Raw genomic sequence first — 14,581 nt, 5'->3', positions numbered from 1 at the left:
TTTATTATCGTAATTAAATTGATTTAGAGCTTGTCTCGGCATAAATGAAGACTATAGATTTTACTGTTTCTGAACACAACAGTGCGTCTATAGTCTTTTTTGTTTTTGTGGCAAAATGCAAATATAAGAATTGCCTTGATAAAACAGAAAGTGTGGTTGTAGCAATGAAGGAATTAAATCAGAAAGAGGGACTGTAGCAATGAGCAGATTAGAATGGACAAAGAAAATAATTATAATAATGGTTGGTTCAGTAGTGGCAGCATATGGTATCACCCTTGCCCTATATGCCGGGTTTGGTGGTGCGACTCTTGCAGTTTTGTGGCAGGGAATTTCTAAAACTTTTCATGTAAGTATAGGGATGGCATCAATGATAGTTGCGATAGTTATGATTGCATTTGCATTTTTTTATGACAGATTTCAGATACATATTGGTACTGTTTTATATCAGATTGTATATAGCTTTTGCGTGGATTTATTTGCAAATATGCATGTATATAGTACGCATTTGTGGATAAATGCACTTATCATGGTAATGGGAGTAATCTTTTTTGCAGTGGGAACGGGAGTTTATGCGGCAGCATCTTTAGGACGTGGTTCGTATGAGGCATTAACATTTTCGCTGGCAGATAAGAATGGCTGGCAGGTAAAAGTTGTGCGAATGATACTTGATGTTGCAATGGTTGTTATAGGCATTGCTCTTGGTGGAAAGTTTGGTTTATGTACTATTTTTACAATCATTATATCAGGACCGGTTATTCAGTTTACAGCATCAAAAACAAAAAAAGTATTGAACATCTAAATGGAGAGGATGTGTATAATAAAAGAATAAATCGGAATTTGTGGAGAGATTTCCTGAACTTTCCTTATTTTACAGGCTTTTCAGCCCATTAGATAGTGAAATGATATGTATTTTCCCTTATTTTTGCCCTTATGCGGAATCCGTAAGGGAAATAAGGGAAATTTTTGTTTAAGCGTTGCTCGCTACTTTATCAAGAAGTCTTGCGGAATCCCGTTTTGCTTTTCTTGTTGAGTGAGCGTAAATATTCATTGTGGTACTGACATCAGAATGTCCTAACAGTTCCTGTACATCTTTCGGAGCCGCCCCGTTGGAGAGCAGGTTGCTGGTATAGGTGTGACGTAACTGGTGGAAGTGAAAATCTTCAAATCCTTCCAGCTTCTTTGACACTGACCTGCAAGCAATGCCGAGTGTACTCGGCAGTTCCAGACTACCATCCGGTCTGAGGCAGACAAAGGATATTTCTTTATAATCTGCCGGGACTTCCTGCGTTCCGTCAAGGTGATAGTATTCATAATACACCCTGTTTTTTACATGCACCTCTTTGTAGTAGTTGCGGTGGTAAAGTTCCCCGTACTGCATCCGGCTTTTCAGTTGTTCCCGTCTTGCTGCTTTCAATATTTCAGTCAGTGTATCTCCAAAATCAACAATCCTTACTTTCTTTCGCTTGGTTGTTCCAATCACATTTTTATGCTTCGTTCCGTCATAACGGATACTGCGTTTTATGGTCAGGCATTGTTCTTCAAGGTTGATGTCCTGCCATGTAAGACCACAGGTTTCCCCGATACGAAGTCCTGCATAATATGCGATCTGAATCGGCAGAATTGCAGGTGGATTTTTCTTTTCCAGATACTTGATAAGCCGCTCGTAATCCTCATGTGAAATCGGCTGTGTACCTTCTTCTACCTCATCATCAGAAAAGAGGTCAACTTCCTCTGCCTGTCGTTTCAGCTTGATATATTGCATTGGATTGAAACTGATTAACTGTTTTGGAAATACTGCAAAACGGAAAGACTGCTGTAACACTGCGGAAAAAGAATGGATATAATCTTTGCTATATCCTTTTCGCACTTTTCCATCCGGAAACTCGCCACCGAATGTAAGCAGGTCGAGAAAACTCTGTAAATGTTCAGCGGTAACTGTTTTTAACTTTCGGTCTGCAATCGGGTGTTTTTTGATACATCGGATTGCACCAAGATAATTTTCCACTGTGCCATTGCTGAGTGTTCCGGCTTTCAGTTCTTCTTCCGCCCACATATCCAGAAGTTCTCCTACCGTAAGGCTTTCTGCCCTTGCGACAAACTTCTTATTTTCATAATCTTCCAGTGCTTTGCGGAGAAGCTTTTCCGTCTCACTTTTACTTTCGGTTCCGGCGTATTCTTTCTGAACCATTTTTCCGCTTGCGTCCTCTACATAGAAGCGATAGTACCATTTCTTTCCTTTTTTTCTAACAGATCCTTTTGCCATAATCGTATGTCTCCTTTCGATATCAGACAATCGGAACTGCTGAAATGCTTCTTGCGTGTAAGTATATCACAACTCCGGTTGTCTTACTATACCGATTCAGAATCCTCATACATAACTTCGGATAAAAGATTTGCAAGCCTTTGTTCTGCCGCTTCCGGTTTCTTTGAATAGAGCCTTACAACATCTGCCATATCGTTAAATGCGTTGACAGTATGCGTGATCTCCCTGAGAAACATAATCTCATTATATTCATCTTTCGATTCAAATCCCATTACTTTAGCAATGTCCGCATCTTTGGTACTGCCTTTGTAATTTTTACAGGCGAACTGAAACGAATCCAGAAACAGTTCATATTGCTTTAACATTAACAGCAGTAAGTCTTTAGAAAAAGCGTCTTCTGTTTTATTAAGATCAAGAGGTAACTGTTTGAGAATATCGCCCATCACATCACGAATCTGCAATTCTTTCTTATCCGTAATATCAGTTTCATATTCATCGGTTTCCCCTTTGAGCCATTCAATCGATACATGAAGTGCTTCCGAAAGACCTTCCAGTACCATCTTTTTGGTATTGTCAATCGAACCATTCTCATAACGCAGGATTGTGGAAGCGGTAACTCCCATCTTCTCTGCGACATAAGGCTGTGTCAGATTTAATTCGAGACGGCGCTGTTTTGCCCTGCTGCCGATCAGCTTGCGTAGTTCTTTATCTTTCATGCTGATGTGCCTCCTTTTTCGGTATGTCATTACTATACCACGCAACAAAATACATTGCAATATGCAATTAATGGAAAAAGAATAAAATTTCATAATGCTTGACAAAGCAATATAAACACGCTATACTGACAGCACAAATGAAATTGCATAATGCAATTTAAAAGGAGGTGGTCATATGACACAAAGAAAGATTGCCTTATCTATTGAAGAAGCTGCTGATTATACGGGAATCGGCAGGAACACCCTGAGAAAACTGGTGGAATGGAAGAAACTTCCGGTATTAAAGGTCGGGAGAAAAGTCCTGATCAAAACGGATATGCTGGAACTTTTTATGGAAGCCAACGAGGGCAGAGACTTGAGGGATAAGGGAAATGTGAAAGCAGTCACAAGAAACGGTTCAACTTAAAAAAGCGGTTCCCGAAGAAACCGCCAAAGGTTCTATCAGACCGGAGTCATGATATACCTACACGCAAACAGATTATACCATGTACTTCGTCTGACAGACAACAGGAAACTTATGTTTGGAAGAAAAAGAAAGGACGATGATATTTATGGCAAGATCAACAAAGAGTTATGAGGAGCGTATGCTCCAGTTGGAAAAGAAAGAACAGGAAAGCCTTGAGAAAGCAAAACAGTATGCAGCACAGAAACGGGAACTGAAGAAACGTCAGAAAGATGTGGAAACCAAAAAGCGGACACACAGGCTCTGCCAGATTGGTGGTGCGGTGGAATCGGTGCTGGGTTCTGCGATTGAGGAAGATGATATCCCAAAGCTGATCGGCTTCTTAAAAAGGCAGGAAGCAAATGGGAGATTCTTCTCAAAGGCAATGCAGAAAGAGCCAGTTGCGAATACGGAGGAAGTGTAATGCCGGAGGGAGTGGATTTTTCATTCCCTTCATTGCTTTTTCATGAAGGGCGCACTTATGGACAACCAGAGGTCGTCCGTATAAGTTTGCCACAGGTGGCAACCGGTCTGCGCTTACGCTTGCCGGGCTCGTTCCGTCGGCGGGCATTTCATGCAGACCTGCTCATGCCGCAGGAGGCACTCTTCGCCAGAGGGGCGCATTCCATGCAGGCTGTTATTCACAGGGCACTCTTACGCAGAGGGCGTTCCGGCAGATACCATTTTCTTTTTGGGAAAACGTTACCTGCCGGAAATCAAAGCCGGATACGGCAGAAAGGGGGAAACGGATCATGGCGATTTTTCATTATACAGTAAAGATTGTTGGACGCAGCAAAGGGAAATCCATCATATCAGCATCTGCCTATCTCAATGGTGATGTGATGAAAAATGAAGAAACCGGCAGAATCAGCTACTACACTTCCAAAAGAGAAGTTGTTTATACCAGCCTATTGATGTGTGAAAATGCACCACAGGAATGGCTGAATGTACCTGCTGAAAATATCAGACGGTTCCAGAAATCTGTCCGATATAAAAGGGCAGATAACAAAGAAGCCGCACTGAAAAAATTTAAACTTACTTTTCAGAAGCAGCGTTTATGGAATGAAGTTTTGAGGATAGAAAAAAGTGCAGATGCACAACTCGGCAGGTCATTTGAGTTCTCACTTCCGAAAGAATGGAACAGACAGGAACAGATTGATTATACAACCGAATATATTCAAAAGACCTTTGTAAATAAGGGAATGTGTGCGGACTGGAGTATCCACGATAAAGGAGATGGAAATCCCCATGTGCATTTACTTGTGACGATGCGACCATTCAATCCAGACCACTCATGGGGGAACAAAGAAATCAAGGATTGGGAGTTTGTCAGAGATGAAAATGGAAATATTGTGGTGGATGAATCCCATCCGGACTGGTGGCAGGATAAAAAGGACCCTGACCGTCATGGAATCCGAATCCCGGTATTGGACGAAAACGGTAATCAGAAAGTCGGTGCAAGGAACCGTAAACAGTGGAAACGTGTATTAACCGATGCTACCGGATGGAACAGTCCGAAAAATTGTGAACTGTGGCGGAGTGAATGGGCGAATGTCTGTAATTCACATTTGAAAACGGAAAATCACATTGACCACCGTTCTTATGCAAGGCAGGGGAAATTAGAGATACCGACGATCCATGAGGGCGCGGATGCCAGAAAAATTGATGAGAAATTTCAAAATGGGCAGACACAATCAGCGTCATGGAAAGTGGTAGAAAATCAGATCATAAAAAGACAAAATGCACTGCTGGATAAAATACAGATTTCTTTCGGAAAGGTATCCGGTGCATTGACACAATGGAAGGAGCGATTGGATGACATTAGAAGAAAGCCGGGAAGTCATTCCCATGATGGAGACAATGATAAACCAGATCGAGGAACAGCAGAATTTTATGGCAGCGATGGTACAGGAATTGCAGGAACGGGATCGACAGCTCCTGTCTTTTCAGGAGCAGAACCAGAGTTTAAAAAGCTTAAACAGCGAATTATCCAGGCTGCTAAATCTTTTGCCAGATACAGAAGAACTGCTCTCACAGATCGAGCAACAGAAAACCAGAATCGAACAGTTGGAAAACGAGAATCAGCAATGGCAGGAATTAACGCAGAAGCTGAACAACGAGAACAGCTTATTGCAGAAACAGAACAGCGAATTGCTGACCTTAAACAGCAGATAGAGAAAGCGAGGGAGATCGATGAGCGAATGCAGAAACTTAGAGAACGTCGGGCAGGTGGAAGAACTTCTGCTGATGACCGAACAGATGCAGGACGAACTGGATCAGAAAGACCAGACAATCCAGGAACTAAACAGGCAGCTAAGCGAATCGCTGACCTTGAACGAGAAATTGAACAGCGAAAACAGAGCCGAGAATATCGAAGCATTGCGGACAAGATTAAGGCAAACAGAGGAACGATTGACCAGCGAGACAGACAGCAGGAAAAGAGCCGACGCAGAAGCCGTGGCATGGAAATTTAAGTATGAAAAAGCAGAGCAGGAAAAACTTTATGCACAGACACACCAAAAGACGGTAGAGGTAGCTGTTGAGAAAAAAGTGCCTTATGAGAAATGTGAAAAATGTGACCGTACTGCTTACCGGAAAGCAAAAGAAAAATGCGATAGCCGTAAAAGCCAGTTAGAAAAGAAATATAAAAATATGACGATTGGTTATGAAAGTATCTTGTTTCTACTGGCATGGTACAGCATAACAACAACACTGTTTACTGCGATTCTTTCGCCGGTTTTCCTTAACGACTGTATCGTCTTTTTCGGTGCGTTAGGAAAAGGAATGGGAAGTTTATTTCGGGAGTTTGTGACAGGTGCAGACTCTTTCGGACAGTTAAGCAGTGGAATACCTAACAGTATTCTTTCCGGGATTGTGTACTGGCTGATTGCCGGTACTGTCATGGCAATTTTATTCGTAATAACCGGGTGGCTGATAATCGGGATTGGTTATCAGGTAGGAAAAATCTACCGGAAATATTGTTGGGATATCATCAGTATCGTGGTAGCGATAACGAGTACAGCTGTTGTAATTTACTTTGGAGAATGGATTAAAAACGCTAATCCGATAAATCTTATTGTATTGCTATTACTGTCGCATATTATTTATATTGGAATCAGATGTTATGTGAAAGACTGGATGGAAGAACGAGGATATTATTAAAAGAGGACAGGGAAATTTCATAATCTTCCTGTCCTTAGTAAGGGACTATTGATTGTTTATATAAAGAAAAAGTATATAAATAAATCTTGACAATTAGTACGAACTCGGACTATACTATAAAAGTCCGGATTCGTACTAATTTAAGGAGAAAAAAGATGAGAAAAGATAATAATATGATAATACAGTTGCAACGATATTATGCTTTATGGAAAGAATGTACAGCAATGTATGAGGAATGGTCAAAGGATCAGGGACTGTCTTCAAATGGAGTTTTTGCTTTGTATTCATTTTATGAAAGTAATGGAAGATGCACGCAGAAAATGATAAGTGAAAAATGGAATATACCTAAGCAAACGGTAAATACGATACTAAAAGATTTTCAGAAAAAAGGATACATCAATATGGTATCTGATGATTCAGACAAGAGAAATAAGCTGATATGCCTCACAGAATCAGGAATGGAATATACGAAAGATATCATAGAAAAACTGCACTCAAAAGAAATATATGTAATCGAAAAAATGGGATTAGAGAATATAGAAAGTCTTAATGATAATACAGAGCTGTTTATCAGACTTTTCAAGGAAGGAGATTGTAAGAAAAATGAATCATAAATCATTATTTTTTAAATATGTTATTCCATCTATTATAGCATTTGCATTATCAGGAATATATGCGATAGTGGATGGATATTTTGTAGGCAATACCATAGGAGATGCTGGAATTTCGGCTATTAATATTGCATATCCGATTGTGGCTTTGATTCAGGCTCTTGGAACAGGAATTGGTATGGGAGGAGCTGTTTATTACTCAATTAATGCAGCAGAAAAGAAAGGAAAACGGGCAGAAGAATTTATTGCTACAAGCTGGTGGCTTCTTGTAATAGTAAGTGTTATCAATACCATAATTATTTACTCCTTTTCGTCTAAAATTTTAGGATTGCTTGGAGCAGATGGAATTATATTAACAAATGCGACAGATTATATCAAAATTATAGCACTTGGAGCAATATTGCAGATTCTTGGAACTGGAATGATGCCATTCATTAGAAATTATGGAAACTCTTTCTGGTCAATGTTTGCGATGGTTGGTGGATTCATAACCAATATTGTTCTGGATTTTATCTTTGTATGGATATATGAAATGGGCATGAAAGGTGCAGCCACAGCTACAATAGCCGGACAGGGTGTGACTGCAGCAATTGCAATCATATACGCATTATATAATAAAAAGTTTTATGTGTATGTATCCTTAAAAAATGTAAAAGAAATGTGTGGCGCTATATTCAGAGTAGGTCTTGCACCATTTGGGCTAGCATTGACTCCTAATATTTCATTGGTGTTTATAAACCGATTCTCCGCTTCTTATGGGGGAGAAAAAGCTATTGCAACTTATGCATGTGTATCCTATATTATCTGTATCATATATCTCATATTGCAGGGCGTAGGTGATGGAAGTCAACCTTTAATGAGCCGTTTTTATGGTGAGAAGGATCAAGAAAGCCTGAGAGGAGTTCAGAGAATGGCATACATTTTTGCAATAATTCTTGCTGTTTGTGGTGGAATTATCATGTATGTAAACAGAGCAAATATTGGAGGGGTTTTCGGAGCTTCTTATGAAGTAAGTATTGAGATTTCTAAAATTGTACCTATATTTTTAGTGTCATTACCATTTGTTGCGATTACCAGAATAGCGACAGCTGGATTTTATGCTACTGAAAAAAGTGGATTGTCATACATTCTTACATTCATTGAACCAGTATTGATGCTGATATTTATGCTTGTTTTACCACCTTTATTTGGTGGACAGATTATGATATGGTGGAGTACGGTATTGGCACGTGTTTTTTCAGCGATTCTGGCATTCATACTAATAAAATATTGCGAAAAGGGAGATTTGCAATATGGAATACAGAAAATTTAACAATCAGATAGTAGCAAGAATAATCTAGGTTTATCTATTGTATTTTTAAGGACAGCCTCATAGCAATAGGGCTGTCCTTTTAAAATTATGAAGCTAATTTTTAATAAATTCTAGTAGATTTTGATTGGAATAATCATAACTCTAATGAATCTTCAGCATCTACCCACATCTGTAAATTCCCATCAAGATATAACCTTGCATATTCTAATGGCTCATCGATTGCAAGCGATGTCAAAGCACAATCAGATCCAGGTGTGGTTCTTAAATTTTTTTCTGCTTCCCAACAATCAATACGGAGTATATAGCCCGTATTAGTATATACATCAATGCTGTTGCACTGTGGATTGTATTCTGCAAATATTGTTCTCATCGTATCCCATCTCCTTATCATTTAATCAATCAGTAGTAGCAAAAATTAAGAAGCATTTCAATCAGTTCACCATGTCACTTTTATTTTGTGTTATACTGTCTTATAGATTTTTCTTGCCCTTGTATTTGCCCTTATCAGAGTGCATAAACACTGATGGGACGATATAACACAAGGGAAATAATAAGGGAAAGCTCACCTGCGACAAATCCAGTGTTTTCAAGGGGTTGCGAAGAATTTAATAATAAAATATAACAGTTATTAAATTTCTTAAAACAGGTGAAATCTCAATCGGAATTTGTAGATGCAAGATAACCAAGAGTATATAATTGACAAGCAATGAATCATTTGCTATTATTGAGCCGTATATAAATAAGACAGTTCGTTTGTACCATCCTGTCTCTAAATAAAACCAGGACTATTATTTTATAATTCATAATTGGAATTTTTTAGAAAAGTAATCTATTAAGACACGGGTACAGATGTATCCGTGTCTTTTTATGTAATAAGAAATTCCTTCAGAATTTCTTATTACATAAAAAACGTTCCACTATGGATGCACACTTGCACGAAAGGAAAAATGTTGCTAAAGCAACACGTGCTCGGTGCGTAGAATATCGCAAGCGACATTCTTGATTATACAATTACAATACAAGCAAATGGAGAAAAGTTTTATGTATATTTTAAAAACGGAGGCTAGTTTTGACTCAGCGCATTTTCTTGCAGGATACAACGGAAAATGTAGCAATCTTCATGGACATAGATGGAAGATTGTTCTTGAAGTTCAAGCTGAGGAACTAAAGGACGACATTCAACATAAGGGGATGTACGTAGATTTTGGAGAATTGAAAAAAGATTTAAGAAACCTTGCAGACTCAATGGATCATGCCTTAATTATAGAAAAGAATTCATTGAAGCAGACTACTTTGGAAGCTTTAAAAAGCGAGAATTTCAGGATTATTGAACTTGATTTTCGTCCGACAGCAGAGAATATGGCAAAGTATTTTTATGAGAAAATAAGAATACTTGGATACAATATGAAAGCTGTAACGGTATATGAAACTCCTGTCAATAGTGCAACTTATATGGAATAATTATAAATAATTTTCTAATCTGAAAGGAGTTATATATGAGTAAATATGAAGTAGTTGAAAAATTTGTAAGTATCAATGGTGAAGGAACTAAAGCCGGACAACTTGCAGTTTTTATACGTTTTAAAGGTTGTAATCTTAATTGTAAATATTGTGATACCAAATGGGCTAATGAGCAAGAAGCACTTTCTCAAACAATGACGGAAGAAGAAATACTTGATTATGTTTTATCAACGGGAGTTAAAAATGTCACTCTTACAGGTGGAGAACCATTGTTAAGAAATGACATTGAAAAAGTTATTACAGTTCTTGCAGAAAACAATCTGAATGTTGAAATAGAGACTAACGGTAGCATTTATCTTGACAAAATCCGTAAGCTTAACAAAGAAAATGTAACTTTTACAATGGACTATAAGCTTTCCTGTAGTGGAATGGAACAGTCCATGAATCTGAAAAATTTTGAAGTTTTAAATAAAAATGATACTGTTAAATTTGTAGTAGGAAACCGAGAGGATCTTATAAAGACAAAACAGATTATAGAAAAATATAATCTGTATGGAAAATGTAATCTTTATATAAGTCCGGTATTTGGGTTGATAGAGCTTGAGGAAATAGTTGATTTTATGAAAGAGAATTTAATGAATGATGTTAATATGCAGATTCAGTTACATAAAATAATATGGTCACCAGATAAAAAAGGAGTCTAATATGGAAAAACATAAGAAAATAGATACTAAAGCAATTGAATATCATATAGCTGGTATTCTTAAAGCTCTGGGTGATAATCCTGAACGAGAGGGATTAAAAGACACACCTAAAAGAGTTGCAAAAATGTACGAAGAAGTTTTTGAAGGAATGAATTATACAAATGAAGAAATTGCAGATATGTTTAACAAAACATTTGCACTTGATAGACTGGAAGAAGCGTCCGAAAATGTAGAATGTAAAAGTCAAAATGGAACTTCTGACATGGTAGTAGTAAAAGACATAGAACTTTTCAGTTATTGTGAGCATCATCTTGCACTTATGTATGATATGAAGGTAACAGTTGCTTATATTCCAAAGGGAAGAGTGATAGGTCTTAGTAAGATAGCAAGAATAGCAGATATGGTATCAAAAAGATTGCAGCTTCAGGAAAGAATAGGAAGCGATATTGCAGATATTATGCAGATGGTTACTGGAGCAGAAGATATAGCAGTACTTATTGAAGGATGTCATAGTTGCATGACTGCGAGAGGAATTAAAAAAACTAACACAAAAACATACACACAAACATTAAGAGGGAGATTTAATAATGAAAGCAATGGTTTTATTCAGTGGTGGAATAGATAGTACAACATGCCTTGGTATGGCAGTAGAAAAATATGGTTCAGAAAATGTTATTGCATTATCAATAGCATATGGTCAGAAACATACAAAAGAGATAGAAGCATCAGATAAAATTGTAAAATATTATAATGTAGAACATATTTATCTTGACCTTGCAAAAATATTTCAATATAGCGATTGTTCACTATTATCACATTCTGATAAGGAAATACCTAAAGAATCATATAATGACCAGATTAAGAGTACAAATGGTTCACCTGTGTCAACGTATGTTCCATTTAGAAATGGATTATTCTTATCAAGTGCTGCAAGTATAGCAATTTCAAAAGGCTGTAGTGTAATATATTATGGTGCGCATGCAGATGATGCAGCTGGAAGTGCATATCCTGACTGTAGCAGTGATTTTAACAATGCAATAAATGAAGCAATATATCTTGGAAGTGGAAAGCAGATTAAGGTTGTAGCACCATTTATCAATGCAACTAAAGATCAGGTTGTAAAAAAAGGGCTTGAGATAAATGTACCATATAAATACACATGGAGCTGCTATGAAGGTGGAGAAAAACCTTGTGGTAAATGTGGAACATGTATAGACAGAGCTAAAGCGTTTGAGTTAAACGGAATTAAAGATCCGGCAATGGAATAAAAGGGAGAAGAATTATGACAGGAAGAAGCAAAGAAGAAACAGCAGACATAACATTATTAGGTAATCAGAAAACACAGTATCCATGTGATTATGCACCGGAGATGTTGGAGACTTTTGAGAATAAACATCAGGGAAATGATTATTTTGTAAAATTTAATTGCCCTGAATTCACAAGTTTGTGTCCCATAACAGGTCAACCGGATTTTGCCACTGTTACAATATCATATGTACCCAACATTAAAATGGTGGAGAGTAAATCATTAAAACTATATTTATTTAGTTTCCGAAATCATGGTGATTTTCATGAAGATTGTATGAATATAATTATGAAAGATTTGATAAAACTTATGGATCCAAAATACATTGAGGTATGGGGGAAATTTACTCCTAGAGGTGGAATATCAATAGACCCTTACTGTAATTATGGAAAGCCTGGAACAAAATGGGAAGAAATTGCATTTAATAGAATGGCAAATCATGATATGTATCCGGAAAAGGTTGATAATAGATAGGAACAAAGATACTGGATTTATTGGGATAAGGTTCAAAGAGTAGATAACCTGAAACATGGTTATCTATTTTTAATTGTCTCGATTTTCTTTACCATTAAAGTTATAATGTTTAGAAAGATTTTAGGAGAGCAAGTCATGAGTGAGTGGAATCCAGAATTATATGATAATGAACAGTTTATTGAAAGAGATTTGTAATTAATATTTGAAAATATATGGAGAAAGTCAATTTTGGATAAAGAAAGAAGAAAAAAGAAAGTAGCATTTATATGTGTTCATAATTCCTGTAGAAGTCAAATCGCAGAGGCACTGGGAAAATACCTGGCTTCTGATGTTTTTGAAAGTTATTCTGCAGGTACTCAAACAAAGCCACAGATTAATCAGGACGCAGTGAGAATTATGAAAAAAATGCATGGAATCGATATGGAAAAAAATCAATATTCTAAACTTATTAGTGAGATTCCGAAACCTGATATAGCTATTTCAATGGGATGTAATGTAGGTTGTCCTTTTATAGGAAGAAGTTTTGATGATAATTGGGGGCTTGATGATCCAACGGGAAAAAGTGATGAGGAATTTGAAATAGTTATTAAGGAGATAGAACGAAAAATAATCGAACTTAAGGAGAGCATAGACCAGTTATAAATTTCGTTGTGCAGGAAAGTAAATGAAGATATATGAGACGGAAAATAGAACAGAAAAGAAAAGATAACAGACCAGCTATTAATAGTTTGGGAACAGTCTGTTAGGGCTACACATCTATTTCTTTCCGATAAAGAAGTAGAGCAGATTAAAAAGTATGTGCCACAGGCATTAAACAGCGTCGAACATTTAATAATTGCAGAAAATGAGCAAAAAGAACCGATTTAGATGAAGAGGGAAATCCGTATCCGCTTTTGTATATGAAAATGCAAAATTATTGCTGTAAAATAGTGGTTTATCAACATTTACAATAACATTATGCAAAGTATTTAAGCTACAATAATTGAACGATTTGTAATTTAACTTATGAGAAATTAGAAAAGGTAATTTAGTATGACAAAAGAACAATGGTATAAGCAGTTATTTGAACGTCTAGGCAAATCAAAATTTCGCAGTAGTTTTTACCTAAAACAAAAGGACATAGACTACATCAACGAAAAAGGATTAGAAACAATCAGGAAGCATGCTGAGGATTTTATTGCTAAAAGAGAAGCACCGGCGCATATACCAAATGACGGAAAGCAAACTCCAATGAAAGGGCACCCGGTATTTATTGCACAGCATGCAACGGCAACATGTTGCAGGGAGTGCATTCGCAAGTGGCATAAAATAAAACCGGGAGTAGAATTAAGTCAGGTACAGCAGGACTATCTGGTGGATGTGATTATGACGTGGATAAAAAGAAATATGTAAAAAATAGAGTATAGTATACAGCAAAGTAAATAAATACTAAGCAGCAAAGAGCAGAATAGGATATATAGTAAATAATAGAAAATATTATGCACCAAAGGGCAGAATAGGATATACAGTAAAAGATAGAAAATATAATGCACCAAAGGGCAGAAAATAATATATAAAGGACAGGTAATATTGTATGGTTAAAAAGATTATAAAAGGAAAACAGATTTTTGCAAGAAAAGCACAAAGTGCCACAGAGGCAGATAAACAAGTTGTAACAGATTTATTAGATACACTTAAGGCTAATAGAGAAACCTGCGTTGGTATGGCAGCTAATATGATAGGAGTTAATAAATCAATAATAGTTGTGGCAACAGGACCATTTCAATTTGCAATGATAAATCCTGTAATTACAAAGAAATCAGTAGAGTACAAAACGGAAGAAGGATGTCTTTCTTTGGAGGGTATACGACCTTGTATAAGATATGAAGAAATTGAGGTTGATTATTTAGATTCAAACTTTAATAAAAAACATGACAAGTATACAGGTTTTACAGCACAGATTATTCAACATGAAATAGACCACTGTAATGGAGTGGTTATTTAGATATTTTTTCAAAAGTACATCCTTTTTAGGCAAAACAAGCAAAAGGGATGTATTTTTCCAAGCAGAAAATTGAAAAAACAAAGATAATTCCCCAAAAGTACACCCCTTTTAGCAAAAAACAAGCAAAAGGGATGTATTTTTCCAAG

Annotated in this window: 20 protein-coding genes; 17 read left to right on the top strand and 3 right to left on the bottom strand. The window is 36.8% G+C overall.

Annotated features, from left to right (window positions below):
* The first annotated feature begins 44 nt into the window (after positions 1-44).
* Together DWZ69_RS12140 and DWZ69_RS11390 are read left to right on the top strand one after the other, a co-directional pair.
* A complete protein-coding gene (locus tag DWZ69_RS12140) occupies positions 45-197 on the top strand; it encodes a hypothetical protein (RefSeq protein ID WP_158561064.1) in 153 nt (50 codons plus the stop codon).
* Between the two features lie 2 nt (positions 198-199).
* Positions 200-799 carry a YitT family protein gene (locus tag DWZ69_RS11390; protein ID WP_117999183.1) on the top strand — a complete coding sequence of 200 codons (600 nt, stop codon included), beginning with the start codon at positions 200-202 and terminating at the stop codon, positions 797-799.
* 168 nt (positions 800-967) lie between these two features.
* Here DWZ69_RS11390 and DWZ69_RS11385 read toward each other — a convergent pair whose 3' ends face one another.
* Together DWZ69_RS11385 and DWZ69_RS11380 are read right to left on the bottom strand one after the other, a co-directional pair.
* Entirely contained in the window at positions 968-2,263 is a 1,296-nt protein-coding gene (locus tag DWZ69_RS11385; protein WP_024738906.1) for a tyrosine-type recombinase/integrase, read from the bottom strand.
* Positions 2,264-2,349: 86 nt separating this feature from the next.
* On the bottom strand, positions 2,350-2,979 hold the full coding sequence (locus DWZ69_RS11380) for a helix-turn-helix transcriptional regulator (RefSeq protein ID WP_024738907.1): 630 nt from the start codon (positions 2,977-2,979) through the stop codon (positions 2,350-2,352).
* A 175-nt stretch (positions 2,980-3,154) separates the two neighbouring features.
* Here DWZ69_RS11380 and DWZ69_RS11375 point away from each other — a divergent pair, with 175 nt between their 5' ends.
* The 7 genes from DWZ69_RS11375 to DWZ69_RS11345 all read left to right on the top strand — a co-directional run bounded on the left by DWZ69_RS11375 (position 3,155) and on the right by DWZ69_RS11345 (position 8,506).
* The gene (locus DWZ69_RS11375) at positions 3,155-3,385 is read left to right on the top strand and encodes a helix-turn-helix domain-containing protein (RefSeq protein ID WP_002578307.1); all 231 of its coding nucleotides are present in this window, start codon (positions 3,155-3,157) and stop codon (positions 3,383-3,385) included.
* A gap of 145 nt (positions 3,386-3,530) precedes the next feature.
* Entirely contained in the window at positions 3,531-3,845 is a 315-nt protein-coding gene (locus DWZ69_RS11370; RefSeq protein WP_024738908.1) for a DUF3847 domain-containing protein, read from the top strand.
* Positions 3,845-4,198, top strand: a complete 354-nt coding sequence (locus DWZ69_RS12395) for a hypothetical protein (protein ID WP_024738909.1) — start codon at positions 3,845-3,847, stop codon at positions 4,196-4,198. The genes DWZ69_RS11370 and DWZ69_RS12395 overlap by 1 nt, the downstream gene beginning before the upstream one ends.
* Positions 4,174-5,895: a MobA/MobL family protein gene (locus tag DWZ69_RS11360; RefSeq protein ID WP_117636791.1), complete on the top strand. Its 1,722-nt coding sequence runs from the start codon at positions 4,174-4,176 to the stop codon at positions 5,893-5,895. The genes DWZ69_RS12395 and DWZ69_RS11360 overlap by 25 nt, the downstream gene beginning before the upstream one ends.
* A complete protein-coding gene (locus tag DWZ69_RS11355) occupies positions 5,834-6,583 on the top strand; it encodes a DUF6040 family protein (protein ID WP_009243742.1) in 750 nt (249 codons plus the stop codon). The genes DWZ69_RS11360 and DWZ69_RS11355 overlap by 62 nt, the downstream gene beginning before the upstream one ends.
* 155 nt (positions 6,584-6,738) lie before the next feature.
* On the top strand, positions 6,739-7,197 hold the full coding sequence (locus DWZ69_RS11350) for a MarR family transcriptional regulator (RefSeq protein WP_108817235.1): 459 nt from the start codon (positions 6,739-6,741) through the stop codon (positions 7,195-7,197).
* The gene (locus DWZ69_RS11345) at positions 7,187-8,506 is read left to right on the top strand and encodes an MATE family efflux transporter (protein ID WP_108817236.1); all 1,320 of its coding nucleotides are present in this window, start codon (positions 7,187-7,189) and stop codon (positions 8,504-8,506) included. The genes DWZ69_RS11350 and DWZ69_RS11345 overlap by 11 nt, the downstream gene beginning before the upstream one ends.
* Positions 8,507-8,639: 133 nt before the next feature.
* On the opposite strand, the gene DWZ69_RS11340 is transcribed toward DWZ69_RS11345, so the two are convergent.
* On the bottom strand, positions 8,640-8,876 hold the full coding sequence (locus tag DWZ69_RS11340) for a DUF6061 family protein (RefSeq protein WP_002578301.1): 237 nt from the start codon (positions 8,874-8,876) through the stop codon (positions 8,640-8,642).
* Between the two features lie 671 nt (positions 8,877-9,547).
* On the opposite strand from DWZ69_RS11340, the gene queD reads away from it, so the two are divergent.
* The 8 genes from queD to DWZ69_RS11295 all read left to right on the top strand — a co-directional run bounded on the left by queD (position 9,548) and on the right by DWZ69_RS11295 (position 14,435).
* Positions 9,548-9,967, top strand: a complete 420-nt coding sequence (queD, locus tag DWZ69_RS11335) for a 6-carboxytetrahydropterin synthase QueD (protein WP_117999182.1) — start codon at positions 9,548-9,550, stop codon at positions 9,965-9,967.
* A 35-nt stretch (positions 9,968-10,002) separates the two neighbouring features.
* Positions 10,003-10,671 (top strand): putative 7-carboxy-7-deazaguanine synthase QueE, encoded by a 669-nt coding sequence (gene queE, locus DWZ69_RS11330; RefSeq protein WP_117999181.1) that lies wholly within the window; start codon positions 10,003-10,005, stop codon positions 10,669-10,671.
* A 1-nt stretch (position 10,672) separates the two neighbouring features.
* Positions 10,673-11,296 carry a GTP cyclohydrolase I gene (folE, locus tag DWZ69_RS11325; RefSeq protein ID WP_117999180.1) on the top strand — a complete coding sequence of 208 codons (624 nt, stop codon included), beginning with the start codon at positions 10,673-10,675 and terminating at the stop codon, positions 11,294-11,296.
* Positions 11,259-11,939, top strand: coding sequence for a 7-cyano-7-deazaguanine synthase QueC (queC, locus tag DWZ69_RS11320; protein WP_118437094.1), 681 nt, complete (start codon positions 11,259-11,261; stop codon positions 11,937-11,939). The genes folE and queC overlap by 38 nt, the downstream gene beginning before the upstream one ends.
* A gap of 14 nt (positions 11,940-11,953) precedes the next feature.
* Positions 11,954-12,451: a preQ(1) synthase gene (gene queF, locus DWZ69_RS11315; protein WP_055214233.1), complete on the top strand. Its 498-nt coding sequence runs from the start codon at positions 11,954-11,956 to the stop codon at positions 12,449-12,451.
* A gap of 228 nt (positions 12,452-12,679) precedes the next feature.
* Complete coding sequence (locus tag DWZ69_RS11310; protein WP_117999178.1) at positions 12,680-13,093, top strand: arsenate reductase ArsC; 414 nt, start codon at positions 12,680-12,682, stop codon at positions 13,091-13,093.
* 390 nt (positions 13,094-13,483) lie between these two features.
* Positions 13,484-13,843: a DUF4186 domain-containing protein gene (locus DWZ69_RS11300; protein WP_117999177.1), complete on the top strand. Its 360-nt coding sequence runs from the start codon at positions 13,484-13,486 to the stop codon at positions 13,841-13,843.
* Positions 13,844-14,024: 181 nt separating this feature from the next.
* On the top strand, positions 14,025-14,435 hold the full coding sequence (locus tag DWZ69_RS11295; protein ID WP_117999175.1) for a peptide deformylase: 411 nt from the start codon (positions 14,025-14,027) through the stop codon (positions 14,433-14,435).
* Positions 14,436-14,581: the final 146 nt, after the last annotated feature.

Source organism: Eubacterium sp. AF34-35BH (assembly GCF_003477765.1).
Lineage (GTDB): Bacteria > Bacillota > Clostridia > Lachnospirales > Lachnospiraceae > Eubacterium_G.
This window is presented reverse-complemented; position numbering and strand designations above follow the sequence as displayed.